Raw genomic sequence first — 24,728 nt, 5'->3', positions numbered from 1 at the left:
CCGATCGCCCCACCATGGACGCCGAGCGCCGTCCTCTGGGCAAGAGTCCTCTGGACAAGCACGACATCGCCGCACGCATCGCGCGGGACATCCCGCACGGAGCCTTCGTCAACCTCGGTATCGGCCAGCCGACGCTGGTGGCCGACCACCTGTCGGCCGACTCCGGTGTGGTGCTCCACACCGAGAACGGCATGCTCAACATGGGCCCGGCCGCCCAGGGCGACGCGATCGACCCCGATCTCACCAACGCCGGCAAGATCCCCGTGACCGAACTGCCCGGAGCCGCGTACTTCCACCACGCAGACTCCTTCGCCATGATGCGCGGCGGTCACCTGGACGTGTGCGTCCTGGGTGCCTTCCAGGTCTCCGCGGACGGCGACCTCGCCAACTGGCACACAGGCGCGCCCGACGCCATACCCGCCGTCGGCGGAGCCATGGACCTGGCAATCGGAGCCAAGAAGGTCTTCGTCATGATGACCCTGTTCACCAAGACCGGCGCGCCCAAGCTCGTTCCTCAATGCACCTACCCGCTGACCGGAACCGGCTGCGTCGACCGCGTCTACACGGACCTGGCCGTCTTCGACCTCACCCCACAAGGCGTCGTGGTTCGAGAGACCTTCGGGGCCACGATCGACGACCTCGCGGGCCGTCTGGACCTGCCACTCCTGCCTGCCTAGGCCTGACCTGCGCATCCCGGACAGGCGTCACCCGACAGGCGACTCGCCCGGTGTTCTCGGCGGTCCCGAGGGGATCTACGACGAAGCGGTCAGGGGATGTCGGCTCGCGGGGGCCGAGTCGTGGGCAAGAGGGACAAGGCGCCGGGCCCCTCGATGGACAATGAGCTCACGTCCCGGACACTGGAACGCGCCGCTCGTGAACTGCTCGAACTCGATGGCGTGCTGAATGGGTCGAACCTGCTGGAGGTGACTGATCACGCCGGTGTGAACCGCGGCTGGTACCCCACTACTTCGGCTCCCGCAGGGAACTGCTGCGCTCGACGCTGCGACGCAACGTCAAGGAACGCATCAACGCCTTCCGTCTCCCCGACCGTCCGCAGCGCGTCGTCGACCGGCTCCGGAACGTGGTGAAGGGTGGTCTCCGCAACGGGGGCCGTGCTGCGATCAACGGTCGGACAGGGGGTGTGCCTCGTCCAGGCGCCTGAACACGTCGATGACGTTGGCCAAGCCGGCCCGTCACCATGGGCGGCGGACCGGCGCCCGCCTGGAGCTCGTAATGATCGAACTCCAGCACCAGCGTCAGTGATCCCTCGAGTGCGTGAGAGCGGCGGCGTCGCTCTGCGGGCGGCTCCGTCGCTCATTTCGTTGTGCTCGAACCCGTGACTCGGCCCGCGAGCGCGTGCGCCTCGTGCAGGAGGAGCTGACCGAGCTCCTGCTGGCGCGGCGGTGAGAGGCGGGACTCGATGCCGGTGATACTCAAAGCCCAGCGCGGCTCTTCGTGAGCGTCGAAGACAGCGGCCCCGAGGCCCCAGCTGCCGGGCACGATGAGGCCGGGGTTGACGGCGTAGCCGAGGTCGCGTGTGGCCTTCACCCGCTCGCGCAACTGGTCGGCGCGGTGCTGCTCGCCGAACCGCTCCTCCAGGTGGACGCCCGCCAGGTAGGGCTCGCGCTCGCGCTCGTGAAGGAACGAGAGGATGACTATCCCGGCCGAGGCGACGCCGAGTGGGAAGCGGATCCCCTCGTGCAGGACGTGCGACCGGATCGGGAAGCTGCCGTCCTCGCGGAGGACGCATACCGTCTCGCTGCCGCGTCGTACTGAGAAGAAGGCGCTCTCGCCGGTCTCGCGCGCGATACGGAGCACTGTCTCGCGGGCGATCGGCGTGATGTCGTGGCGGCTGGTCGCCGCGGCGCCGAGCAGGAAGCACTCGGGGCCGAGATGCCAGGAGCCGCTGATCTCGTCGCGCTCCACCAGTCCCTCCTCCCGCAATGCGGAGAGCAGGCGGTGTGCCGTTGGTCGCGGCAACGCCGTCGCGCTTGCGAGGTCGGTGGTGCTGGCTCCGTCCGGCTCGCGGGCGGCGAGGGCCCGCAGCAGGATCCCGATTCGGCTGGCGACGGTGGGTCCGGTGTCCATGCTGACAGAATATGACCAGTGTTCGCTGAATGAACGCGTGAGGGCCTCAATGCCCGTCACGTGAGAAGTTCAGAGCGAATCGACGGTCATTCATTGACCGTTTTGCCTCTCGGGTCTTTGACTGTCGCGTCATGGACAAGTTGATTCCGTCGGCTGCTGAAGCGCTGGCCGACATCCGGGACGGCGCGACCTTGACGGTCGGTGGCTTTCGGCCTGTGCGGCATCCCCTCTGTGCTCATCCAGGCTCTCCTCGACGCCGGGCCCCGCGACCTGGAGGTGGTCTCGAATAATGCCGGCATCGACGACTGGGGCCTGGGCCTGCTGCTGTCGGCGGGGCGCCTGCGGCGCGTGGTGGCGTCCTATGTCGGTGAGAACAAGGAGTTCCGCCCGGCAGTACCTTTCCGGTGAGCTGGAGGTCGAACTGACGCCTCAGGGCACGCTGGCAGAGCGGATGCGCGCCGGCGGCTCGGGGATCGCCGCGTTCTACACCCGCACGGGAGTGGGGACCCAAGTTGCCGACGGCGGCCTCCCGTGGCGGTACGACGCCGAGGGCAACGTCGTGAAGCGCTCGCCCGTGAAGCCGGTGATGGTCTTCGACACCCGGGATGGCCGACGCGAGTTCGTACTGGAAGAGGCGATCGTGTCCGACTTCGGACTGGTCCGCGCCTGGAAAGGCGACCGGCACGGCAACCTCGTCTTCAAGGACTCCGCTCGCAACTTCAACCCGCTCGCTGCGATGGCCAGCCAGGTCACCATCGCCGAGGTGGAGGAGCTCGTCGAACCTGGGCTGATCGACCCCAACGAGGTGCACTTGCCCGGTGTCTACGTCCACCGGGTCGTACGGCTCACGTCCGAGCAGGCCGCCGACAAGCGCATCGAGAAAAGAACCGTGCGGACGGCCAGTGCCTCCGCCGCAGGCGGGGAGGGCCGCTGACATGGCATGGACACACGAGCAGATGGCCGCACGTGCCGCGTCCGAGTTGGTCGACGGTGACTACGTGAACCTGGGCATCGGCCTGCCGACCCTTGTGCCCAACTACGTGCCCGACGATGTCGAGCTGGTATTGCAGAGCGAGAACGGCATCCTCGGAACCGGCGCCTACCCGACCGAGCACGCCGTCGACCCCGACCTGATCAACGCGGGCAAGGAGACGGTGACTGTGCGGAAGGGGGCGAGCTTCTTCGACTCCGCCGCCAGCTTCGGCATGATTCGCGCGGGGAAGATCGACGCCGCGATCCTCGGCGCCATGCAGGTCTCCGCCGCCGGAGACATCGCCAACTGGATGATCCCCGGCAAGATGGTCAAGGGCATGGGCGGTGCGATGGATCTCGTCCACGGTGCGAAGAAGGTCATCGTGCTCATGGAGCACGTCGCTCGTGACGGCTCGTACAAGGTCGTCAATGAGTGCTCGCTCCCCTACACCGGCCGCCGGGTCGTGCAGCGGATCATCACCGACCTGTGCGTTCTCGACGTCAACCCCGACGGCCTGCGGCTCGTCGAACTCGCGCCAGACGTTACTGCGGACGAGGTCCGCGCGAAGACGGAGCCACCCCTGCGCCCTCGATGATGAAAACGCACCGCTATGGCCTTGGCACGCTCATGAGCAGTCCCGCCCTGGTGATGCCTGCGTCCTCTCGGTACGTCGCGACGCCGGACCTGACGACGCCCGTGTGGGCGTCGTCAGGCCGACCGGGTGCGAGCCCCTGCGAACAACCCGCGCGAGAGACCACCGCCCCGGGCTGCAGCGGTTGCTGTGGGCTGCGTGCGAAGGCACGAGTCCGGTGATCGCGCGGGTCCAGAGCTGGGTCAACTCCGCCGCCGCACGTCGTCGACCGCCACGGCGAGCAGACCGCCGACCAGGCCAAGGTTCTTGAGGAACTGACCCTTGAGCTGCCCACGTTGCGGCCCTTCAGGCTCACTCCAGTACGGGAACGCCGCCCACGTGGTGGGCAGAAGCGAGCCGGCAAGAGCCGTCGCACAGATGGCGGGTGCGCGGCCTGCCGCCAGGCCTATGCCGGCTGCGACGTGGACGGCCGCGTTGGCGCGCACCAACTGGACGTCGGTCAGCCGGTCGAGGAGCGGCACCACGCGCCGGCACCGTTCGAGAAACGGTCCGGCTGCCTGGGAAGGACCGTCCGGGTGCTGCCATACCTGGCGGCCGCCGGAGACGAACACCGCGGCCAGGGCGAGCCGGGACGCAGTGAGCGCCGCGGCTTCGGGGCGCAGGGGGAGTTCAGGCATTCCATGGGTCCGTTCGCAGGTGCCGGTCGAAGAAGCGCTCGATGAGGGCCGGTGTCAGCGGCACGGAATGCTTGAGGCCCGGAGCGTGGGAGGAGTGAACGGTCGCTGTCATGGGGCGGCGCTCCCAGTCGGCCGAGTTGAGGAAGCTGTGGTCGGCACCGCGGACCATGAGCAGGTGGGACTCGGCGCCCGCGGTCAGTAGCGCGTCATGCAGGCGGCGGCTCTGCGCCGGCCCGATGAGCAGGTCGCGGTCGCCGTGCAGCAGGAGCACGGGAGGTACCTGCGGGTGGACCTGACGGACCGGGCTGGCCTGGACGGCTTCTGCGGACCGCGCCCAAGGGTTTCCTCCCAGGAGCCCCCAGGCGGGATCGGACAGGTCCACCCCCTGTACTCCGCCGGGCAGTGCGTCTTCGTTCAGGCGCAAGAGATCCGTCGGGGGGTATCCCGCCACCACAGCGCGTACGCCGGGCACGGTGCGCGCTCCCGCGCCGTCGGTCGCGAAGGCGGCGAGCAGCGCCAGGTGCGCGCCGGCGGAGCTGCCCCACAGGCCGAGCGCCCCGGTGTCCAGGTCGTAGACATCGGCGAGGCCGTGCAGGTGGTGGAGCGCGGCGAGGACGTCGTCGATCTGCGCGGGCCAGCGGTCGACGTCGGACGAGCGGTAGTCAACATCGACCATGGCGTAGCCCCGCTCGGCGAAGAGCCGGGGCAACCGAGGCCCATAGCCCCGGCGTTGCCCCCGCCAGCCACCACCCGGAAGCCACACGATCACCGGCGCGGGGGCCGGCGCCGACCGTGGTAGATACAGGTCCATCCGCAGTTCCGTAGGGCCCCCCGTGCCGGTCGGCGTGCTGAACACGATGTCGCGCACCACCCGTACGGCAGGCGGGTCGATCCGCTCGGGAGGGAGTGGTGCCTTGCTGAGTCCCTCCATGAAGCGGCCCATGACGGCGGAGTTGTTCGCCAGCACCTCGGTGAGCCCGGAGGTCTGCGGCGGCGAGGTCTCACTGTTCACCGGCACGTCCCGTTGCGATGGCGGCGAGGAGGGGCAGGGTGCGGCGGGCTTGGGCGCGGTGCTCGGTCAGCCGCTGCCGGTACTCCGGTGCCATCTTGTCCTCGCTCCAGTCGACCTCCTCGCTCAAGGCCACCTCGACCGCGGTTACGCCGGGCAGCGCCGAGAGGCGGGCGTGGGCCTCGTTGGCGAAGGAGCCGATCAGGACGCAGCTGGGTTCGGTGACGCCGACGGTGACCGCGATGCGATGGCAGCCGTTCGGAGCGTCGTCGATACGGATGTCACCGACGAGGCCCATGTCGACGAGGCCGGCGGGCACTCCGGCGGTGATGCTGCACGGGTCGACGATCTCGTTGAGCGTGGCGCGCACGTCGGATTCGGTGAGTGTCGTCATCGGGCACCGGCCAGGGCGTCGTCCTGGGCAGGCTCGATGCGGCCGCCCCACGGCTGCTTGAGCTCGGTGGTGTCGAACTCGTCGCCAGTGATGCGCTTGCGCAGGTCCTGCTCGTCGATGCCGTGCATGCGCAGGAAGTTGCGGCCGAGGATGTTCGCCTTCATCTCCTTGGTCAGCTCCGGCAGCCCGTACTCCTCGATGAGGTCGCGGGGCATCTCGAAGTTCCAGAACGCCTCCAGCACCGGGCGGGGGTGGACGGCGTCGCAGCCGGTGGCCCAGATGATCCGGTCCGCACCGCCGGCCTGGACGAAGGCGCCCATGGCCTGGGCGAAGCGGCGGGGCGCGTACACCGCCATGAACGACGTGGCCTCCAGATTCACCCAGATGTTGCGGAACGACTCCAGCTGGAGGGCCGTCTCCTCGACGAAGGCCATGCCGCCGTGGACGACTTCGAAGGTCAGGTCGGGGAAGGCGAGGGCGGCGGCCTCGACGTCGGCCATGCCGAGCGCGGAGGTCGGGCCGGGGCCGACCGGCAGGGCCTTGTGGATGCCGATGACCTTGATGCCGCGCTCGCGGGCCTTCTCGAACAGCGGGAAGCAGACCTCGGGGTCGCCCATGTCGAGAGCGGTCGTGCGGCCCTCGACGACATCGATCGGGTAGAGCTTGAGGGCATTGACCCTGTGCTCGTCCACCAGCTCGTCCACGCGGTCCAGGGCGCCGGGGCGCAGCGGGGAGACCGCGCCATAGATCAGGACGCGCTCCGGCCACTTCTCGCGCATCTCCAGGCCGATGCTCAGCGCCGAGCCGCCGTCCTTGAAGTGCCCGTAGATGGGGGTCTCGTGGTAGACGATCACGTCGGTCTGGGACTCGGCGAGGAGCGATCGGCCGATGAGCTCCGCGCCGGCGCCCTGCAGGTAGGTGGAGCGCTCCAGGCTGTACTCGGGGCCGCTCACACGCTTGTGCAGGCCGTACATGTGCTCGGCGATGGCCTGCCCGACGGGCGGGTGGACGCAGTTCTTGGGCCGGAAGTTGTAGTTGTGGGCCACACCCTCGACGACGATGTTGTCCTCGATCACGGTCGTTCTCCTTGGATCCGGTGGTCTGTGGTGTGTTGGGCGCGGTGGCTCAGGCGAGCAGGTCCTTGAGCGCCTCCAGGGCGCGGCCGGCGAGCCGTTCATCGGTCTCGCCGTCGGCTCCGCCGACTCCGACGGCGCCGATCACCTCGCCGTCGTCCGCGGTGATGGGCAACCCGCCGATGACGGGGAGGAGTTGGGCGTCGACAAGGTGCACGGGTGCGGCCGCCATGGCCGACGACGCGGCGAAAGCGGCGAAGCGCGCGGTGGGCATCCCGGTGACGGCGGCGGTGTACGCCTTGCGGCGCGCGGTCTCGACACCGATCAGGCCGACTCCGTCATCGCTGAGCTGCACCTTGGTGATGCCGCTGCGGTTGACTACGACGACACATACGTGTGCGCCCTCGGCCCGAGCGGCGTGGAGTGCGGCGTCGGCGGCCGTGCGCGCGATGGCGTACGTCAGGGGCTCCCTCATCGTGCGTTCCTTTCACGGAGCGGAGTGACGTTGGCGCCGGCGCCGGCCACCGGGATCCCACGGATCAGATCCGAGGCCTTCTCGGCGACGGCGATGACGGTGGCGTTGATGTTCGCGCCCGGCACGCTGGGCAGCACCGAGGCGTCCACGACACGTAGCCCCTCCACCCCGCGCACGCGCAGATCCGGGTCGACGACGGCGTCCTCAGAGGTGCCGATCGCGCAGGTGCCGCAGGCGTGGTTGGCGGAGTAGCCGGTCTCGCGCACATAGCGCTCGAAGTCCTCGTCGCTGCGTACGTCGGGGCCGGGAGAGAGCACCTTGTTGATCATCGGGGCGACCTCGGGGCTGCGCAGGATGGCGAGCGTGGTCCGCACGGTCTCGCGCAGTGCGGCGACGTCCTCCGGCTCGGTGAGGAGGTTGAACGTGATGCGCGGTGAGTCCGTCGGATCGGTGGAGCGCAGGCGCACCTCGCCCCGGCTGCGCGGGGTAGCGACCGCGTTGAGAGCCACGCAGTTGCGGGCGCGCAGCGGCTTGATGCCGGGGAGCCACGGGCGGGCGTCGAAGCCGCCGGCCAGGATGCCGAGGAACGCGTCGGGGCGGTCGAGTCCGGGGCGGGTGCGGATGTACGCGGACAGGAACTCCGGCATTCCGCCCAGCGGGCCGCTCCCGTTGAGCAGCCAGCGCAGACCGCCCACCGCCAGGCGGTCCAGGCGCAGGTGCTCGTGGACCGTGACGGGTCCCTTGACCTCGAACAGGACGGGCGCCGCCGGGTGCTCCTGCAGATTCGCTCCCACGCCGGGCAGGTCCACCACCGGCTCGACACCGAGGTCGTGCAGGTGCTCCGCGGGCCCGATGCCGGAGCGCATCAGCAGCTGTGGCGAGTTGTAGGTTCCACCGCACAGGAGCACCTCGCGGCGCGCCAGGATCACGCGGCCATGGCCCCGCTCTACGACGCGAACGCCGCTGGCGCGTCCCTTGTCCAGCACGACCTTGTCCACGAGGACGCCGGTGAGCAGTGTCAGGTTGGGGCGACGCCGCAGCGCGGGGCGCAAGTAGGCGGCCGCGGTGCTGTGGCGCCGCCCTCGGCGGAGGGCGGTCTCGTTCTGCCCGGCTCCGGTGGGGTCACCGCTCTGCGTGTCCTCCGGGAACTCGATACCGAACGAGCGGGCCGCGCGGTCCAGCCGACGGCCGAAGGGGCCACGCCCCTCGGTGGTCGACACGGTGACAGGGCCGTAGCCACCGTGATGGTCGGTGTCACCACGCCAGCTCCGCTCCGAGCGCCGGAAGTACGGAAGCAGGTCGTCCCAGCCCCATCCCGTGGCGCCGCTCTTGACCCAGTCGTCGTAGTCGAGCCGGTGGGCGCGCACATGGGTCGAGCCGTTGATGGAACCAGTGCCGCCCACCAGACGGCCGCGGGGGACCGGGATGCTTCTCCCGCCCAGGCCCGGTTCGGGCTCGGATTCGTAGCCCCAGCTGATGTCCTTTCGGCCCGACAACAGCCCTACGCCCATGGGGAGTTGGACCAGTAGGTTGCGATCGGCGGGTGGTCCCGCCTCGATGAGCAGTACGCGCGCGCCGCCGTCGGCGGACAGGCGCGCGGCGAGCACACAGCCGGCAGAACCGGCACCGACGACGATGTAGTCGTACTCGGTGACGTCTGCGGCGGTCATGCGGAAGGTCCAGACATCGTCGTCTCCTTCGGCCAGGGAAATGAACGCGGCGGGGCGGGCGGCAGGCGGGGAGTGGCGGCGCTCGCGTGGGGCGTTCACGGGGCGGATCGCGCGAGAACAGGGGCCTGAAACGGCCCGCTGTCTCGGCGCAATGGCAACGTAGCAAGACTTCGGGCATCTTCGTCAGGGGCTGCAAGTAATTCATCAAAGCTGGTCAGAGCCATTGACAGGATTTCATCAGAGTCGTACAACGGCAATAGGTGGCCAAGAGCCACCCCACTTTCACGAGATGCGTCGGCCAGGCCGACGTGCTCCAGCACGGCTGCCTTATGCGACGCCGCAAGATCCTCGATGGCGGCTCGCCGCCGCCGCTCACCTCGTCCGTCGCCCTGCCTGTCCGCCCCCACTGCCTCAATGCCGAGGAGATCGATCACCATGACCGACGCCACCGTGACCGACACGGGAACCGGCTACGGCCGAAAGCCCACTTCCCACGACGCACGTCTCACCGAAGTCGGCCCTGGAACGCCGATGGGCGAGGCGCTACGCCGCTACTGGCACCCGGTGGCCAGCTCCGACGCCCTCACCAGCGATGTACCGCACCGCACCCGGGTTCTGGGTGAGGACCTGATCGCTTTCCGTGACGGGCATGGCCGTCCCGGGGTGGTTTATGAGCGATGTGCGCACCGCGGCAGCAGCCTGTTCTACGGGCGGGTCGAGGAGGACGGGATCCGCTGCTGCTATCACGGCTGGAAGTTCGACGTGCAGGGCCACTGCCTGGATCAGGCGTGTGAACTGGACGGTGGCCGCCGCCGCAACCTCGCGCGCCAGCCCTGGTACCCGGTGGAGGAGCGGTACGGCCTGGTCTTCGTCTACATGGGCCCGCCCGAGCACAAGCCCCCGCTGCCGCGCTGGGACTGCTTCGAACCGCTGGAAGAGGGGGACAGCTACCACGCCACCTGGCCGGTGCCCGGCGCCGAAGTGACCGGCCTCGAGCAGGACTTCAACTGGCTCCAGTTCTACGAGAACGCCGTCGACCCCGTGCACGCGTCGTGGCTTCACTCGCAGCACAGTGGCTTCCAGTTCCAGGGCACCGGGACCACCGGTTTTCCGGAGGACTACTACGACCCGCGCACGGTCGCGGAACGCGTCACGTACCACCGCACCGACCTCGGCATGAAGTACTTCCAGCGCTACCAGGACAAGACAGGTGCCGACAGTGCGCTCGTCGATGTCGACTGGTCGGTGGAGCTCCAGCTGCCGAACATCATCGCCCTGCCCGACTTCGTCAATGTGACGCCCGACGCCCGGCACGATCTGCTGATCTGGGTGGTCCCCGTAGACGACACCCACAACCGGCTCTTCTTCTGCGCACGCAGTGCCGACGCCACCCGTATCGCGACCTTCGCCTTCGGCATCAAGCAGAACGGCAAGGACAACTGGGAGATGGCCGAGGACGAGAAGCAGCGCTTCCCCGGTGACTACGAGGCCCAGCGCTCCCAGGGCGACATCACCCAGCACTCCGAGGAGACCCTCGCCCCGTCCGACCGTGGCGTCGTCATGCTCCGCCGCATGCTGCGCACGATGATGGACGATGTCGAGGGAGGCCGTGTCCCGCTGGGCGTCGCCGCGCCCGATGAGCCCGTACGACATGTGGAGGCCGGCGTCTTCACGCGGGTGGCATCGCAGGGCGACGGCCCTGCGGCCGCCGGCGCGGGAGCGTGAGCCCGACGTGAGCACCACCTGGACGGAGGTGGTCGTCGTGGCGCGCCACGACGCCACGCCACGGATCGCGGTCTTCGACCTCGCCCGGACCGACGGCGAGGAGCTGTGGGGTTACGAGCCCGGCGCTCACATCGACGTACAGGTCGGTGAGCTACAGCTCGTCCGGCAGTACTCGCTGTGTGGACCGCCCGGCGTACGCAAGCAATACCGCATCGCTGTTCTCAACGACCCCGCCTCACGCGGAGGTTCACGCGCGATGCACGGACTCGCCGAAGGCGACCGCCTGCGCATCGCGGCCCCGCGCAACCGCTTCGGCCTGACCGCCGCACGCCGGCACATCCTCCTCGCCGGCGGCATCGGCGTCACGCCACTGCTGTCGATGGCGCAGGCGCTGGATGACACAGGCGGCGACTACCACCTGCACTACTGCGCGCGCAGCCGTGGCGAGGCGGCCTTCGCCGCGGATCTGGAGAACCACCCACGGGTCACCCTCCACTTCGACGACCAAACAGTGCAGCAGCGCCTCGACATGGCACGTGACGTGGGGGGACCTGATCCGGAAACGGCGGTCTATGTGTGCGGCCCCGGCGGCTTCATGGACCACGTGCTGGGCCAGGCCGTCGAGTGGGGATGGCCGGCCGCGGCCCTGCACAAGGAGCGCTTCAGCGCCTCGGCAGCCACCGCGGAGCCGAGTGCGAGCGACGCCGGCGCATTCACCGTCAAGCTCAGCTCGACGGGGACGGAATACGCCGTTCCCGAGGACCAGAGCGTCCTGGACGTCCTGCACGCCAACGGGGTCGATGCCCCGTACTCGTGCGGGCAGGGCATCTGCGGCGAGTGCATCGTCCGGGTCCTCTCCGGTGAACCCGACCACCGCGACGACGTCCTGACCGACGACGAACGCGCCCAGGGCATGTACACCCCCTGCTCGTCCCGATCCCTCTCACCCGTTCTGGAGCTGGAACTATGACCGCCCCCTCCACGTCGGCGACACCGCGCTCCGGCCCTGCCACGATCGAGGAAGCCGAACGGGCCTGGCTCGCGGCACAGACAGCCCCGGACCTGGAGGAACGACTCCGTGCGCTGATGCATCCCGACTGCATCGTCGTCCACGCCGCAGTCGGACACCAGCACGGAGTCGACACCTTCCTGCGGTACGCGGCACAGCGGGGTCACACCGGCCAGGTGAAAACCTACGACGAGACCGTCCGCCACTTCGGCGCCACGGCCGTGGTCAGCTGCCTGCAGGAAATGCAGGTCGCGTTCGTGCCCGAGCTAGCCCCGTTCGTCATCCAGGCCGCCGTCACGCGCGTGTGGGTGGCGGCCGACGAGGGCGGCTGGAAGCTGGCCCACATGCAGATGGCCCGGCGCCTCCCTCCGGGCTGAGCATCTGCATCCACCTTCGTGGGGGACGAGGCCCGTCCGCCGTCAGCTGCCACTCTCCCCGGGCGGTTCGGCAGCCGGCGCCTCGTCCCCTGCTACGTTGTCGAGCGCGGCCACGATGCGGGCGAGCTGATCGGCGTAGTCGTCGACGAACTCCTGTGACGTGGGGTCCTGTTGAGTGAATTCGCGCGCGATCCAAGGCAGCACCACCGGGGCTATCGACGCGGCGAAGAACACCAGGGACAGCGCCCCGACATCGATGTCCGGGCGGATCTCACCTCGTGCCTGTCGGGCGCGCAGTTCCTCGACGGTGTTCAGCAGCTCGACAGCCCGCTCGTCCTCGGCCGGCGGGGCCATGGCGGGGTCTTCGCGTGTCAGAGCGTTGGCCCACCCGGGGTCCTCGTCGGCCATGTGCACATACCGGTGTGTGGCCTCGACGTGGTTGATCGTCGGGAAGTGAGAGAACGACCTGTCTGTGGCGCCGGGGCAGCCGACGGTCAATGTGTCGTCGGTGAAGACGCTGCCAAGATCCGGATCGTGCAGCGAGAGGGCCCCTGGTGTGTGAGGGGCGTGTGCTCGGTCCCCGCCACGCTGATGCGACGCAGGCCGGAGAGGTAGCCCCGTGCGCCGCGAGATCTCCGAGACGGTCAGGGACGGCCCGTCGGGCGCGAACGCCTCGAAGATCCGCACGGCCCTGGCCAGCACCGACTCGCCGTTCCGTGCCCTCACGCCGTCACCATCGGCCCCCTGGAGCGACGGTCAGGACCTGTGGTCGTCGCGTAATCGATGTAGCGGGGGCAGGGCAGCGGTATACGTCGGATCGAGAATGGCTGCGGCGACATAGGTGCGCTGGCATACGCAATTCTCCGATGTGCCTCAGAACAGCTGAGCTCAGCAGAGCGTCTACCGCAAGGCCGCAGGCCTCGCGGCGTGCCTGCCGACGCTGAACCGCTGCGTCGAGCGGAACATCGAGAGCCACCTCCCCTACGACAAACTCCCCGAAGGGTAGCTTGCCCTCTTTCGGTACGTCGCCGAGCGCGACGGCGCCAGTCCGTCAGTCGTCGCGGGGGCTACTGCCTGCGGTTCCGGATCTGAGTGTCAAGTCGTGCTTCGAAGCCCGCGGTGGAGCAGACATTCACGATGACGCCGCCGTCGCGCATGATCCGGGCGGCCTCGCGGGTGCCGGCCAGGGTGCCGCGCGCGTTGACCGCGAACACCTGGTCTCACGTTGCGTCGTCCAGGTCCGCGATCGACACGCTCGGGAAGACGCCCGCGTTGTTGACCCAGGCGTCGAGCCCACCCCAGCGGGCATCAGCGAGGTCTGCGGTTTCGCGTACGTCGTCGGAGTCGGTCACGTCCATCTCGACGCCGACGACATCGGTGCCGTGGCGGTCGGCGAGTTCGGCGGCCGTGGCCTTGGCGAGCTCGGCGTCGATGTCGGCGACGAGCAGCCGGGCACCTGCTTCGGCGAGCCGGGCGGCGATCGCCCTGCCGAGGCCGCGGCCGCCACCGGTGACGACGGCGCGGCGCTCGCGCAGGCTGATCAGTTCGGAGAGGCCGGAGGCGGAGACATCAGGCATGGGGCACGTACTTCTGGTCGATGGCGGATTCGGGATGTGCGCACTGGGCGTGTACGGGGCACCGGCGGCGACACGGGTGCCGTCCGGCAGGACGAGGGTCGCCGTCGAACCGGCGGGCACGTCCACGTCGAGGCGGAACGTGCCGTCGCGGACGGCCCACTTCACGGTGATGACGCCCTTCGGGCCGTCAAACGAACCGGACGCCCAGGTCAGCCCGGCGCTCGGAACGGGCGCCACGGCGAACGACTCCCAGGCGACCGATCCGGCCGCCTGCCCCAGGCCGAGCGTGTGGGTGTGCAGGAACCGGACGACGGCGCCCTTGCTGTAGTGGTTCAGGGAGGCGGTGGCGAGGCCGTCGGCGTCGACACCGTCCCAGTCCTCCCAGATCGTGGTCGCGCCCCGGTCGAGCATGCCGAGCCAGGACGGTGAGGTGCGCTGCGCCAATACGGCGTACGCGACATCGCTGTGGCCATGGTCGGCGAGCACCGGCAACAGGTCGGCCGTGGACAGGAAGCCGGTGCTGAGGTAGTTACCCGACGCGCGTACCAGCGCGGCCAGACGTCCGGCCGCGGCGTCCCGGAGGTGATCCGGTACGAGGCCGAAGGCGAGCGCTCGTACGTACGAGGCCTGTGTCCCGGCTGTGCTGCAGCCTTCGGTGTCGAGGAACTCGGTCTGCCAGGCCTCCTGGATGCGCCCGGCCAGCTCGCCGTACCTATAGGCCATTTCATGCTTGCCGAGCACTGTGGCGACCGCGGCCAGTGTGTGGACGGGGCGGTAGAGATACGCGGTCCCGACCTCGCCCTTGTCGGCCGTGAACCACCCCGTGGGGTCGGCCGCGACTGGATCGATGAGTGTGCCGTCCTCCGCGCGCCGTTTCGGCTCGCACCACTCGCCCCAGTGGAACGTCCCGTCCCACACGAACTGCTCGTGCGGCAGTGGGACTTCAGCGCTTACTGCGCGGGACGGATGACGTTTGGTGCGGGCGGCGTCGAGTGCGAACTCCACCCATTTCACCATCGCGTCCCAGTTCTCGCCGAGGGCCACGTCGTCGCCGTACGACTCGTAGAGCACCCATGGGACGTGCACGATGGTGTCGCCCCAGCCGGCCGACCCGGTGATGTGGTCGGCCAGGAGGTCCGGGTGCTGCTTGAGGTGGTTCGGGTCGGGCGAGGAATTCACGATCCGCCCGTCGGGCAGCTGGTCATCGCGTACGGAACGCAGCCACTTGCGGGAGAACCCGTCGACGTCGAAGAGGCGTACGGCGGTCGAGACGAAGACCTGATAGTCGCCGGTCCAGCCGAGCCGCTCACGAGTGGGGCAGTCGGTCGGCACGTCGACGGCGTTGGATCGGAAGCTCCAACGCGCCACATAGTGCAGGCGTGTCAGGTCGGGGTCGCTGCAGGCGAAGGTGCCGGTGGGGCGCAGGTCGGAGTGGACGACCTGCATCGAGATCGCGTGGGCGAGGGATTCGGCATCAAGCCCGTTGCGCTGGACTTTGACATTGCGGAACCCATGGACTGTGTGGCGCGGCTCGAAGGCGGCGTCCGCCAGCCCGTCGGAGACCACCTCGTCGCGCTGCAGGAACGGCGTCGTGGGCTCGCCCGGACGCGAGCTGTACGGGTGGTGTGTCGTCAAGTCACCACTTGCGTCGACGTGTTCACCATGGTCGATGACTGTGCGGGCGCCTGCCGGGCCGAGGTCCGTCAGGCGCACTCGGCCCGACGCGTTCTGCCCGAAGTCGACGACGCACGCGCCATCCGGCAGCTGCGTCACACCGACCGGTGCGATGCTCTCGATGCGGCGTACAGGCGGGGCTGGCGACCAATCGATGGAGGGGGGCTCAACAACCGCTGGAAGAGCTGGGGTTGGCGGGCCGGCAAGTGCACGGAAGTCGCTCGTCTGGCCGTCCATCAGATGGCCCGAACGACCGTGCTCGGCCGTGATGTCCATGTCGATCCGGTGCCGAACGTCCACCATGTGCCGTCCTCGAACTCGACGTGCACCTCCAGACGTGCGGCCGTCCGGGAGCCCCAGCGCGCAGGTCTGCGCCAGGCCCCGGCCTTGCCCCGGTACCAGCCGTCCGAGAGCACGATCTCCAGAGTGTTGGTCCCCTGACGCAGCTGCTCGGCGATGTCGTAGGCCTGGGCGTGGAGGGTCGTGGCGTACGAGGTGGAACCAGGTGCGAGTTCGATGTCGCCGACCCGGTGGCCGTTGAGGAACACCTCGTATACGCCGAGAGCGGTGGCGTACAGGCGCGCTCTCGTCCACGGCCGGTCCTCGGCTTCGAGTTCGAAGGAGCAGACCAGCGCGTGCACGGAACCGGGTGTCGCCTCAGGCGGGGAGATCCAGCGGGAGGACGTCAAGTCGGGTGCGAGCAGCCCGACCTCGAAGGTCTGGGCCGCCGACCACGGTGACAGGGTGTCGCCCGCACGCGTAAGCACCTGCCAGCCGACCTGGTTCCTGCTGGCGAGCGGGGGACACGGCCACGACACGAACAGGTGGCGTGGCGAGGTGACTTCGACCGGAGGCACGGCGGCGCCGTCTATGGTCGCCCGGTGGGCCTGGGGCCGCGGACGGCCGACCCGTCCCTGGCCAGGTTCTCCGGGGGAGCTGCGTACATGGTCGTCGATCTCCGAAGCGTTTCATGAGGATGCTGGGGTGTCTGACTCAGCGAACCGACCGCACGCGCGTCACGATCAACAGGCCGACGATCAGGGCGAAGACGGCGCCGGTGAGATAGAGCGCGGTGTAGTTCTTGGTGTCACCGGAGGTGCTCAGGGCGATGATCACGGGAGCGATCAACGGGGCCAGGGCGCTCGGAATCTTCTGCGAGAAGGCGACCGCCGCCATGTAGCGGCCGGCTTCGCCGCGGTCCGGGAGGACCGCCATGGCGATCGCCTGGTCGACCGACGAGAACGCGGCGATGGCCAGCTGCATCAGCACCGAGCCGACGACCAGCATAGGGAAGGAGTAAGCGAACGCCTCCACGACCGCGCCGCAGGTGAACAACACCGCGCCGATCATCGTGAACAGCCGTCTGCGGGCCAGCCTGTCGGAGAGGAACCCGCCGCCGACCGCCCCGGCCATCGCCGCGACGATGCCCACCATGCCGGCCGTCGCGACCGCCCCCGCCACATCCTTCACCGGCAGGTCGAGCCGCTGCGAGTAGAAGAAGGTGCTGAAGGTGGTGTTGAAGTACAGGCCCATGAAGAAGACGAACCTGCCGAGCCAGTTCCACCCGAAGTCGGGGTGCCTGCGCGGGTTGAAGACATAGCTCGCCAGGATCTTCTTGAGCGACACCGGCTCCGCTGCCGTGATCGTGGTACGGGAGTCGGGTTCGGGGCCGCGCACCGCAAACGTCATCGCGAGGGCCAGACCCAGCACACCGGGCACGACGAAGACGAGGAGGGTGCCCGGCAGAACCGCGGCGACGGCGATGCCGATCACGGGGCTGATCTGCCCGGTGGCGGCGGTGAGTCCGGAGACTTTGCCGCGCTGCTCCTCGGGAACCCGGTCGGCCTGGAGGGTGAGGATCGCCTGGGAAGCGGTCGCCCAGCCCAACATCGCGACGATCCAGCCGACCTCGATGAGGAACAGGCTCGGGGCCAGGGAAATGGAGGTGAGGGCCACGAGGCCGAGGACGCTGCCGCCGACCAGGAACGGCTGTCGGCGGCCGAGAGGGCTGCAGGTCCGGTCGCTCCAGATGCCGAGCAGGGGGCTCGCGACGAGGTAGACGACCTGGGCGATGCCGGTGACGTATCCGAGCACCTCCTCCCGGCCCGGCGCCAGCTGGTCGATGCGCAGGGTCAGGGTGTACGTCAGGGGGAGGACATAGGCCATGGAGACGCCGAAGTTGGCGGCGACCATCCAGAACAGGTAACCGGCCGAGACCCGGCGGGGTCCGGCGGCGGAGGGGGGCGGCTCGAGGGCCGTGGCCGGGCCGGCGCGGCTGCCGGACAGGGGTGTCTCGTCCTTCACGGTGACTCCGTTGTCAAAGGGGCACGAGAGTGTGTGGGGTGGGACGTGCGGGAAGTGGGGTGCGTCGGATGCATGAACTGTGGGGCGCTCACGGCGCGTCGCCCGGGCAGTCGATGCGTCAGGGGCGGCCGCGGCGTGCGACCTCGCCGAGCCACGCCAGGCTGGGCTTCGGGGTGCGTACGAAGGTCTCGCGGTCGACGGCGATCAGGCCGAACGTCGGCTCCCAGTGCCCCCACTCGTAGTTGTCGAGGGCACTCCAGTGCAGATATCCGCGTACGTCGATGCCCTCGTCGGCCGCCGCGAACAGGTGGCGCAGCGCCTCGTCGGTGTAGGCGATGCGGCGCTCGTCGTCCGCGGTCGCGATGCCGTTCTCGGTGACGAGGACCGGGACGCCGCCCGTGACGTCCCAGGTGTGGCGGACCGCCATGCCGAGCGCGTCGGGCCGGTACGCGGTGCCGACCAGGGTGTTGTCGGGGTGCGGCGGGTGGGGCTCGATGCCGTCCTCGCCGACCCACTGGCTGGAGTATGACTGGACGCCCACGAAGTCGTCGCCGCATGCCGCCTCCAGGTACAGGTCCTCCCAGATGTGCTCCAGCTCGCGTAGCTTCTCCTCGGCTCCCGGCCGGGCGACGAAGGCACGGTTGGCCACCGTCCAGCCGACCGCGGCGCCGGTGCGGGCGCGCACGATGTCGCGGACGGCGTGGTGGGCTTTGACGAGCACGGCACCGATCTCGGGGTCCGGCGCGGGCAGGGTGGGGCGTGGGTCGTTGTCCACGGTCGGGCTGTGCCAGCTGTCGGCGGGGCGCTCCCGCATCCGGCGTTCGATGGTGAGCATCATCGCCAGCATGTTGGGCTCGTTCATGGTGACGACGTACGGCACGTCGCCGAGGATGCCGGTGACCTCTTCCACATAGGAGACGAACCGGTCGACGGCCCTCTCTCCGAGCCATCCGCCCTCCTCGGCGAACCACTGCGGATTCGTGAAGTGGTGCAAGGTGATGACAGGGATGAGGCCGAGGCGGAGCGCGGTGTCGATCATGCGCCGGTAGTGCGCGAGTTCGGCCCGTGAGAAGTGTCCGGGAATCGGCTCCACACGGGCCCACTCGATGCCGAAGCGGTACGCGTCGAGGCCTGCGTCCGCGAGGAGGCGCATGTCCTCCTCGTAGCGGTGGTAGCTGTCGACGGCGTCGCCGCTGCGCTCCATGCCGGGCATCTGGCCCTCGCGGGCCCACCAGTCGCTCGTGACGTTGTTGCCTCGATCTGGTGCGGCGCGGTCGAGGCGCCCCAGAGAAACGCCGGCTTGTCCATGAAGTGGTCCTTGAGAAAGGAGAAGAGAGAAGACGGGGAGGGGCGGTCGGGATACGCCGGGATCCCGTGCTGAGCGGGCACAGATGGAATGTAACCACCCTGGCTACTTTTCGATCGAGATTTAACTCCTGGGCAGCGGCAGGGGGCAAGACCCTGGTACGTATCTGGTGTCACGGGTAAACGGCGCAGGAGGCACCATGAGTTCGTCGACCACCGGCACCCGCCGCCGGGGGCAGTACGCCACCACGCCGGCCCGGCGGCTCGAGATCGTCCGGGCTGCCCTGGCGGGCTTCGCCGAGCACGGCTTCGAGCGGGCCTCACTGCGCGACATCGCGGCCCGCGCCGGGGTCACGCACGCCGCGCTGCTGCGTCACTTCTCCGGCAAGGAGGAACTTCTTCTCGCTGCTCTAGCGCTGCGCGAGGCGGACGAGGAGGAACAGGCCGCCCGGATCATTGCCTTGGGCACGGCAGGGCCCGCGGTGCTCAGTGCGGTCCTCGCCGACGAGTTCGCCGATCCCGCCTACCAGCGCAACTGGATGGCGCTGGCCGTTGCCGCGACCAGTCCGGACCATCCGGCGCACGACTTCTTCGCCAAGCGGCGTGAGCGGATGCGTACGCGGTTCCGGACCAGCAGTCTGCGCACGGCGTACGACAGCCCCGAGGTAACCGCCGACGAGAAGGTGGTCATGGTGCTCGCGATGATGGACGGGCTGCGGATCCAGACCCTCCTCGACCCGTCCCAGGACGCACTGCGCCTGCTGGAGATTTTCATGCGGGCGGTGATCGGACCCGAGTCGGCTGAGGAGAACGACTGAGGCAGAGCGCGGTGAGTTCGCCCCCTGCGCCCACAGGACGTCGAAGGTGGGGGATCCGTCCGGCAGTCGGATCGAACCCACTCGAAGTGATGGTTGTAAAAGCCGAGGCGGATCCTGCCCGGCCGCCGAAGTCCTGCACGAGCAGCGGGATCGCCACGAACGCGGTATCCGTGCCGAGGGTCCGGCCAGTCTCGACCACAGACGCCTGACCGCCGGCCGACACCGCGATGTGAACCGAGGTCACTCCGACGCCGATCGCGTCAGGCCGGTGCGCAACGACCGTGCGGAGCAGACGAGTTCGTCGGACGGCGTATTCCACAAGCCGAGGGTGAACGGGCTCGACGTGCCAGCAGCCAATGCCGACCAGCTGCGCAAGGGGGGCCAGGGGTCACGCCTTGTCCTCCTCCGCTTCTTGGGGGAACACCAGGTGCATGAAGGCCAGCATCGGGCCGACGATGTCGAGATCCTGGTCGAGCAGCCACTGAAGCTGCAGTCCGTTCAACACGGCCTGGAGGAGTGTGGCCGCGTGGCCGGGATCGAGGCCCTCGTGCAACTCGCCGCGCTCGGACATGTCCCGCATGCCGAGGGCGAAGTTCTCACGGCTCTTGCCGTAGCGCTGGACGAAATAGGTGTGCGCCGGATGCTCCGGGCGTGAGGCGGCCGCGGCGAGCTCGATCCACAGGCGCATCAGCTCGGGGGCCTTCTGATGGTGGCGCAGCAACTCGCCGATGAACGGTGCCAGCTCGCCCATGTCCGCGACCTTGGCCAGGCCGAGCTGCCACTCCGCCTCGTCGCGCTCGGCGAGTACGGCCGCGAGGAGCTCGTCCTTGCTGCTGAAGTGGTGCAGCAGTCCGGCATGGGTGATGCCGGCCCGCACGGCGATGTCCCGGAGCGACGCCTTCGTGAACCCGTTCTCGGCGAAGCTGTCGCGCGCCGACCGGACGATCGCCGCCCGCCGCGCCGCCGTCTTGGCGTACGGGCCGCGGGCGAACTCGGGCGGAGGCCGCCAGATGGCGCTGGCACACGGTGAGTTCGGGCGCGCCCTCGGGCAGCCGGTCCCGGCACGCCTCGCGGGTGGGGTGGCGGCCGGCGCCTGGATGCGGCGCCGCGTGGAAGGCTGCGTGGAGGTGTTCGGCTGCTTGCCACAGCCGGATCCGACAGGCCCTGAGGTGATCGCCCTCGGCATCGTCGACCGCGGCGGTGCGCACGGCGTGCGCGTCGAGCAGCCCGTACAGGGCCACAAGGTGGGCGTGCAAGGCGTCCAGTTCGGTGCGACTGGCAGCTACCGGGGCGACGGGCATGTTGATGGCCTGGTGGAAGTCGAGCGCGGCGGTGGCGAACGGGACGAAGTCCTCCGCCAGTTCGGGCAAGGGCTCGGTCGGCATGATGGTGCCCTTCGGTTGAGCGCGGTCGGTGGTGCTGGGGTGCGCTACGGGCGGGCGAGTGGCAGGGCGGCGTTGGTGAAGGCTTCGGCCTGCTGCCAGGTCAGCGGGCGCAGATCGATGAGCGCGGCGACGGCGGCGGTCTCGATCGCGGCGCAGGCGGCGTTGAGCTGTTCGTCGCTGTCGGCGCTGACGGTGAGCAGGCCGGTGAGGGCGACATCAGCGTGCCCGGCGATGAGCTGGCGTTCGCGCTGCTTGATGTCGGCGTACTCGACCGAGTCCTCCTCGGAATCGACCTGCCCCTTGCGGGCTCGCTCGGCGGCGTCCGCGATCACGGTGGCCTTCTTGCGCTGTACGTCCTTGAGTGCGGAGTCCAGTCCCTTGGGCTCATACGTCAGCGACAGGGTGCGGCGCACGCCGGAGGTGAACAGGAGCTGGTGAAGGAAGCCGGGCGACGTCTCGATGCGCGGCCAGTTCTCGATCCAGAATGTGGCGTGGTGGGCCGAGTCGGTGTGGATCCGGTCGGCCTTCTCGACCAGGACGACGGGACCAGCGGCAGCCGGGTCGGCTTGCGGGCGTCCCGAGGCGGACCACTGGTCGAGGGCGGCCGACACCTTGGGGTCATACGCGGTGCGGATCACGGCGGCGATCTGGGTCGCGTGCAGCCAATTGCTCGGCATGAGGCCGGAGTTGCGAGCGGCCTGGTCGAAGGTGGAGGTGAGCTGGGCCAGGACGGCGAAGCCGCCGGTGAGACCGCCGCCGGCCTGGTTGATCAGGCGGCGGGCCGCCTTGAGGTCGAGGGCCAGGGCTACGTATGCCTCGTGCGGGGCGGCGGCCGGACCAGCGGCGCTCAGCAAGTCACGGTAGATGGGTCCGGCCAGCGGCGACTGCGCATCGCCGTGCTGATTCCAGTAACGGTTCAGCGCGTCACCGGAGTCGGGGACGGTGCGTTCCAGGACCTGGACGCGGGCGATGTGCCCGGTGCGCGCGAGTGCGGCGAGCGTGCGGCCCCAGCCGGATACGTTGCTGGTCTGGGTGGCTGGGTCTAGCAGGGCGAAGGCGCGGGAGGAGACCTTGACCACGGCGGTGAGGGTGCCCTCGTGCGGGTCGTGCACTGCGCCGAAGCGGCCGTCCGGAGCGGTGGCCACGCGCAGCGATGCAGCCGTTCCGGGAAGGTGGAGCAGGCCCTCGCGCTGTGGCCGGGTCGAGGGCCGGGTGAGCCAGATCAACTGGCCCTGGAAGCGACGCAGCGCGTAACGGACCACGATCGGCGCCCAGTCGGCGAGCGAGCGCCCACGGTGGCGCATGAAGACTGCCGCGAGTGCCAGAGCCCACAGCGGTATGAGCTTGAGCGCCCCGGTCACGCCAGCTGAGAGCAGCACCGCGAGCAGGAGCAGGCCGGTGACCGCGACGAGGATCAGCTGCGGGGCCGAGAGGCCGAGCAGCACGCCACGGCGTGAGCGGTGTGGGAACTTCACGGTGACCTGACTGCCGGGGTGAGGAGAGTCGGAGTGCATGGCGAAGCCGTCCTTGGAACGTGAGGCGAAGGAAGGGGGAGGGGCGGGCGGCTGGGCTGGGCCTGCGGCCGCCCCATCAGCTACGGGCTATGGGCCCGAATCACCCGGCGGCGCGGGATAGACCCACCGTTGCGGGGTGGCACCGCCTTGCGGCGCAGGTCCGCCTCGTTGTGGCGCCGGCGGATCCTGGTGCGCGACCCGCGGCGGGGCGACGGAGGCACCCTGTGGTGTTGGCGCCGAGGCCACTGGAGCCGAGTCGCTCGCGGAACCCTGGCCGGGGCGCTGGATGAGAGGTACTCCCCGGTCGCCGTCCGTGGGAGGGCGGCGGATCAGCGCCCGGCCCTTGTCGCCGGAGGCGTTCGGGGCCTCGCCGAAGCGGAAGTGGGCCTGGTTCGGCTTCTCATCTCCGCCAGAGCCGCCGGTCGGATCGATCCCGGAGGCAACACCATCCGGTCCCTGGCCCGGCACCTTCGCCGGACCCTGCGGAGCACGCATCCCCATACCGGCCTGCATGGTGAGCTGACCTGCGGTCTTGGCCGCGCCAGCGGCCACCGCCATGCCGGCGATACCGGAGCGGTGCATGTCGTCATGGCCACCGCCGTCGGCTGCCCAGTGCACGAACTTGTAGGTCGCATATGGGCAGAGCATGACGAGGACCATCACGACGATGCCCGCGAGTGCATCGGACAGGGCGCTGAGCCCGTCGTTGGCGTCGGACTTGCCCATGGCCGAGACGCCCAGCAGGAACACGATCGTCATCAGGAGCTTGGAGACGATCAGGGTACTGGTGGCCTCGATCCAGCCACGCCGCCACCGCTTGGCGACCTCCCAGCCGCCGCCGGCCCCGGCGAACACGGCCAGTGTGACGAGCACCAGGATGCCGACCTTGCGGGCCACCATGACGGCCCAGTAAAGGAAGGCGCCCACCGCGCAGCCGAGTGCCATCAGAGAGGGGATGGCCCAGCCTAGGCCGTACATCGGCCCCAGTTCGTTGACCTTGATGACGCGGCGCACCGCATCGTCCACCGAACTGTTGGCAGCCTTGAACAGCCCTGCACTGAGCGCGTCGACCACGGTGATCGCGACGGTGGTGCAGGCGATGGCAGCGAAGGCGAACAGGATTCCGGCCACGGTGCCGTAAACCGCCTGGCCGAGGGCTCGCTCGTCCCGTCGCCAGGCGGCGCGGGTGAGTTGCAGACAGAACGTCCCCACGGCCAGGATCAGGCCGATAGGCAGGATCAGTTCGTAGTTGCTGCGGAACCACTCGGCGTTCAGATCAATGCCCGTCGTCTGATCGACGGCCTTCGACGCCAGATCAGCCGCTGCCTGTGCCATCTCACCCATCGACTTGGCGATCCAGGCACCGATTCCGTCCGTGACCGCCTCGCCGGTCGCGCCGACGACACCGTCCACGGTGGCGCACACCGTGTTCATCAGAGGAAGGTCGCAAGCCCCCATCAGGCCACCTCGTTTCGAGAGTTGTGGGGGTGGGTCACGGCGCGACGCTCGGCAGGACCCCGACCAGAGCACAGTTCCGGTGCGGCCGGCACTGGACGGCGAGCGTTATCGAGCGGGACTCGGCCCCGGCGCCTGAGCCCTTCCAAGTGATGGACTGCTTGCCGGTGACCGTGACGGCGTAGACGTACGCCTCGGTGATCGCGCCGGGATCCTGAGCCAGGGCCGACTTGAACGCCTGCGGGAAGTGGCCCTCGCCGACGGTGGCGCTCGCGTGCTGCTGGTTGTCGTGCATCCGTGACCACAGCACGAGGCTGGGTACCTGGTCCGTGACGGACGTCCAGTCCGCGTACTTCTTCTCGCTGGTCATCCACTCTTTGAGGCCGGCCAGGTGCTCGGCCTGGGAGGAAGATCGGGTGTCGTACGTCCACAGGACCTTGGTGGCGGCCTTGGCGAAGACGATCGGATCGCTGGTCTTCGGCGGTGCGGCGACCGCCGAATCTGCGTGCGGAGCGGCGGACGCGGAGGCCGACGTCGAGGAGGATGACGGAGCCTGGGTGACCTTGGCCGAAGCGGGGCTTTCCGGACGTGTGACGTAAGCGAGGAGCCCGGCGACTGCCAGCAGCACAGCGAG

The 24,728-nt window shown here is 69.3% G+C and carries 20 protein-coding genes and 5 pseudogenes; 7 read left to right on the top strand and 18 right to left on the bottom strand.

Translation table 11 applies throughout. From position 1 onward, the window contains the following. The first annotated feature begins 14 nt into the window (after window positions 1-14). Window positions 15-677: a 3-oxoacid CoA-transferase subunit B gene (locus OG456_RS05815; RefSeq protein WP_266569076.1), complete on the top strand. Its 663-nt coding sequence runs from the start codon at window positions 15-17 to the stop codon at window positions 675-677. A 637-nt stretch (window positions 678-1,314) separates the two neighbouring features. On the opposite strand, the gene OG456_RS05810 is transcribed toward OG456_RS05815, so the two are convergent. After that, window positions 1,315-2,088 carry an IclR family transcriptional regulator gene (locus OG456_RS05810; RefSeq protein WP_266557857.1) on the bottom strand — a complete coding sequence of 258 codons (774 nt, stop codon included), beginning with the start codon at window positions 2,086-2,088 and terminating at the stop codon, window positions 1,315-1,317. Window positions 2,089-2,219: 131 nt separating this feature from the next. On the opposite strand from OG456_RS05810, the pseudogene OG456_RS05805 reads away from it, so the two are divergent. Both OG456_RS05805 and OG456_RS05800 read left to right on the top strand, forming a co-directional pair. Beyond that, window positions 2,220-3,022, top strand: a pseudogene (locus OG456_RS05805) (CoA transferase subunit A). 1 nt (window position 3,023) lies between these two features. Then, window positions 3,024-3,656 carry a 3-oxoacid CoA-transferase subunit B gene (locus OG456_RS05800; RefSeq protein WP_266557855.1) on the top strand — a complete coding sequence of 211 codons (633 nt, stop codon included), beginning with the start codon at window positions 3,024-3,026 and terminating at the stop codon, window positions 3,654-3,656. Window positions 3,657-3,895: 239 nt separating this feature from the next. On the opposite strand, the gene OG456_RS05795 is transcribed toward OG456_RS05800, so the two are convergent. The 7 genes from OG456_RS05795 to OG456_RS05765 are packed head-to-tail and all read right to left on the bottom strand — an operon-like array spanning window position 3,896 to window position 9,388. Continuing rightward, window positions 3,896-4,330, bottom strand: a complete 435-nt coding sequence (locus OG456_RS05795) for a DoxX family protein (RefSeq protein WP_266557853.1) — start codon at window positions 4,328-4,330, stop codon at window positions 3,896-3,898. Then, window positions 4,323-5,342, bottom strand: a complete 1,020-nt coding sequence (locus OG456_RS05790) for an alpha/beta hydrolase (RefSeq protein ID WP_266557851.1) — start codon at window positions 5,340-5,342, stop codon at window positions 4,323-4,325. The genes OG456_RS05795 and OG456_RS05790 overlap by 8 nt, the downstream gene beginning before the upstream one ends. Continuing rightward, a complete protein-coding gene (locus OG456_RS05785; RefSeq protein WP_266557849.1) occupies window positions 5,332-5,733 on the bottom strand; it encodes a metal-sulfur cluster assembly factor in 402 nt (133 codons plus the stop codon). The genes OG456_RS05790 and OG456_RS05785 overlap by 11 nt, the downstream gene beginning before the upstream one ends. Then, complete coding sequence (locus tag OG456_RS05780; protein WP_266557847.1) at window positions 5,730-6,809, bottom strand: amidohydrolase family protein; 1,080 nt, start codon at window positions 6,807-6,809, stop codon at window positions 5,730-5,732. Before OG456_RS05780 ends, OG456_RS05785 begins: the two co-directional genes overlap by 4 nt. 49 nt (window positions 6,810-6,858) lie before the next feature. Then, window positions 6,859-7,281 carry a heme-binding protein gene (locus OG456_RS05775; protein WP_266557846.1) on the bottom strand — a complete coding sequence of 141 codons (423 nt, stop codon included), beginning with the start codon at window positions 7,279-7,281 and terminating at the stop codon, window positions 6,859-6,861. Next, window positions 7,278-9,050: a GMC family oxidoreductase gene (locus OG456_RS05770; protein WP_266557844.1), complete on the bottom strand. Its 1,773-nt coding sequence runs from the start codon at window positions 9,048-9,050 to the stop codon at window positions 7,278-7,280. The genes OG456_RS05775 and OG456_RS05770 overlap by 4 nt, the downstream gene beginning before the upstream one ends. Beyond that, entirely contained in the window at window positions 9,047-9,388 is a 342-nt protein-coding gene (locus tag OG456_RS05765) for a hypothetical protein (protein WP_266557843.1), read from the bottom strand. Before OG456_RS05765 ends, OG456_RS05770 begins: the two co-directional genes overlap by 4 nt. Here OG456_RS05765 and OG456_RS05760 point away from each other — a divergent pair. The 3 genes from OG456_RS05760 to OG456_RS05750 are packed head-to-tail and all read left to right on the top strand — an operon-like array spanning window position 9,387 to window position 12,062. Continuing rightward, window positions 9,387-10,676, top strand: a complete 1,290-nt coding sequence (locus tag OG456_RS05760) for a Rieske 2Fe-2S domain-containing protein (protein ID WP_266557841.1) — start codon at window positions 9,387-9,389, stop codon at window positions 10,674-10,676. The two genes, OG456_RS05765 and OG456_RS05760, sit on opposite strands and share 2 nt — an antisense overlap. Before the next feature lie 7 nt (window positions 10,677-10,683). Continuing rightward, complete coding sequence (locus OG456_RS05755) at window positions 10,684-11,646, top strand: PDR/VanB family oxidoreductase (protein WP_266557839.1); 963 nt, start codon at window positions 10,684-10,686, stop codon at window positions 11,644-11,646. Beyond that, window positions 11,643-12,062 carry a nuclear transport factor 2 family protein gene (locus OG456_RS05750; RefSeq protein ID WP_266557837.1) on the top strand — a complete coding sequence of 140 codons (420 nt, stop codon included), beginning with the start codon at window positions 11,643-11,645 and terminating at the stop codon, window positions 12,060-12,062. The genes OG456_RS05755 and OG456_RS05750 overlap by 4 nt, the downstream gene beginning before the upstream one ends. 441 nt (window positions 12,063-12,503) lie before the next feature. On the opposite strand, the pseudogene OG456_RS05745 reads toward OG456_RS05750, so the two are convergent. From OG456_RS05745 to OG456_RS05720, 5 genes and pseudogenes are all read right to left on the bottom strand, one after another. After that, window positions 12,504-12,632: pseudogene (locus OG456_RS05745) on the bottom strand (MBL fold metallo-hydrolase); the annotation flags it as partial. A 497-nt stretch (window positions 12,633-13,129) separates the two neighbouring features. Continuing rightward, window positions 13,130-15,352: pseudogene (locus OG456_RS05735) on the bottom strand (SDR family NAD(P)-dependent oxidoreductase). Window positions 15,353-15,549: 197 nt separating this feature from the next. Further along, a complete protein-coding gene (locus tag OG456_RS05730) occupies window positions 15,550-16,080 on the bottom strand; it encodes an alpha-L-rhamnosidase N-terminal domain-containing protein (protein ID WP_266557831.1) in 531 nt (176 codons plus the stop codon). Window positions 16,081-16,306: 226 nt separating this feature from the next. Further along, the gene (locus OG456_RS05725) at window positions 16,307-17,617 is read right to left on the bottom strand and encodes an MFS transporter (RefSeq protein ID WP_266557829.1); all 1,311 of its coding nucleotides are present in this window, start codon (window positions 17,615-17,617) and stop codon (window positions 16,307-16,309) included. Between the two features lie 118 nt (window positions 17,618-17,735). Then, window positions 17,736-18,925 (bottom strand): annotated as a pseudogene (locus OG456_RS05720) (family 1 glycosylhydrolase). Window positions 18,926-19,122: 197 nt separating this feature from the next. Here OG456_RS05720 and OG456_RS05715 point away from each other — a divergent pair. Continuing rightward, the gene (locus tag OG456_RS05715) at window positions 19,123-19,740 is read left to right on the top strand and encodes a TetR/AcrR family transcriptional regulator (RefSeq protein WP_266557827.1); all 618 of its coding nucleotides are present in this window, start codon (window positions 19,123-19,125) and stop codon (window positions 19,738-19,740) included. 388 nt (window positions 19,741-20,128) lie between these two features. Here OG456_RS05715 and OG456_RS05710 read toward each other — a convergent pair whose 3' ends face one another. From OG456_RS05710 to OG456_RS05690, 5 genes and pseudogenes are all read right to left on the bottom strand, one after another. Beyond that, the gene (locus OG456_RS05710; protein ID WP_266569074.1) at window positions 20,129-20,686 is read right to left on the bottom strand and encodes a TetR/AcrR family transcriptional regulator; all 558 of its coding nucleotides are present in this window, start codon (window positions 20,684-20,686) and stop codon (window positions 20,129-20,131) included. Between the two features lie 64 nt (window positions 20,687-20,750). Next, a pseudogene (locus tag OG456_RS05705) lies at window positions 20,751-21,125 on the bottom strand (DUF6238 family protein); the annotation flags it as partial. A gap of 44 nt (window positions 21,126-21,169) precedes the next feature. After that, the gene (locus tag OG456_RS05700; RefSeq protein ID WP_266557825.1) at window positions 21,170-22,639 is read right to left on the bottom strand and encodes an SCO6880 family protein; all 1,470 of its coding nucleotides are present in this window, start codon (window positions 22,637-22,639) and stop codon (window positions 21,170-21,172) included. Between the two features lie 87 nt (window positions 22,640-22,726). Continuing rightward, complete coding sequence (locus OG456_RS05695; RefSeq protein ID WP_266557823.1) at window positions 22,727-24,097, bottom strand: ATP-binding protein; 1,371 nt, start codon at window positions 24,095-24,097, stop codon at window positions 22,727-22,729. A gap of 34 nt (window positions 24,098-24,131) precedes the next feature. Further along, entirely contained in the window at window positions 24,132-24,722 is a 591-nt protein-coding gene (locus tag OG456_RS05690; protein ID WP_323136302.1) for a hypothetical protein, read from the bottom strand. Window positions 24,723-24,728: the final 6 nt, after the last annotated feature.

Origin of the sequence: Streptomyces sp. NBC_01446 (genome assembly GCF_026340095.1) — a bacterium.
GTDB classification, from domain to species: Bacteria; Actinomycetota; Actinomycetes; order Streptomycetales; family Streptomycetaceae; genus Streptomyces; species Streptomyces aureus.
Note: the sequence above shows the minus strand (reverse complement) of the source record. Positions and strands in the feature narration are given on the sequence as shown.

Excerpts from the sequence above, each read along its gene's own strand:
- OG456_RS05810 (WP_266557857.1), bottom strand. The coding sequence starts at position 2,088 with ATGGACACCGGACCCACCGTCGCCAGCCGAATCGGGATCCTGCTGCGG.
- OG456_RS05700 (WP_266557825.1), bottom strand. The coding sequence starts at position 22,639 with ATGCACTCCGACTCTCCTCACCCCGGCAGTCAGGTCACCGTGAAGTTC.
- OG456_RS05765 (WP_266557843.1), bottom strand. The coding sequence starts at position 9,388 with ATGGTGATCGATCTCCTCGGCATTGAGGCAGTGGGGGCGGACAGGCAG.
- OG456_RS05795 (WP_266557853.1), bottom strand. The coding sequence starts at position 4,330 with ATGCCTGAACTCCCCCTGCGCCCCGAAGCCGCGGCGCTCACTGCGTCC.
- OG456_RS05785 (WP_266557849.1), bottom strand. The coding sequence starts at position 5,733 with ATGACGACACTCACCGAATCCGACGTGCGCGCCACGCTCAACGAGATC.
- OG456_RS05695 (WP_266557823.1), bottom strand. The coding sequence starts at position 24,097 with ATGGGGGCTTGCGACCTTCCTCTGATGAACACGGTGTGCGCCACCGTG.
- OG456_RS05715 (WP_266557827.1), top strand. The coding sequence starts at position 19,123 with ATGAGTTCGTCGACCACCGGCACCCGCCGCCGGGGGCAGTACGCCACC.
- OG456_RS05760 (WP_266557841.1), top strand. The coding sequence starts at position 9,387 with ATGACCGACGCCACCGTGACCGACACGGGAACCGGCTACGGCCGAAAG.
- OG456_RS05815 (WP_266569076.1), top strand. The coding sequence starts at position 15 with ATGGACGCCGAGCGCCGTCCTCTGGGCAAGAGTCCTCTGGACAAGCAC.
- OG456_RS05750 (WP_266557837.1), top strand. The coding sequence starts at position 11,643 with ATGACCGCCCCCTCCACGTCGGCGACACCGCGCTCCGGCCCTGCCACG.
- OG456_RS05775 (WP_266557846.1), bottom strand. The coding sequence starts at position 7,281 with ATGAGGGAGCCCCTGACGTACGCCATCGCGCGCACGGCCGCCGACGCC.
- OG456_RS05800 (WP_266557855.1), top strand. The coding sequence starts at position 3,024 with ATGGCATGGACACACGAGCAGATGGCCGCACGTGCCGCGTCCGAGTTG.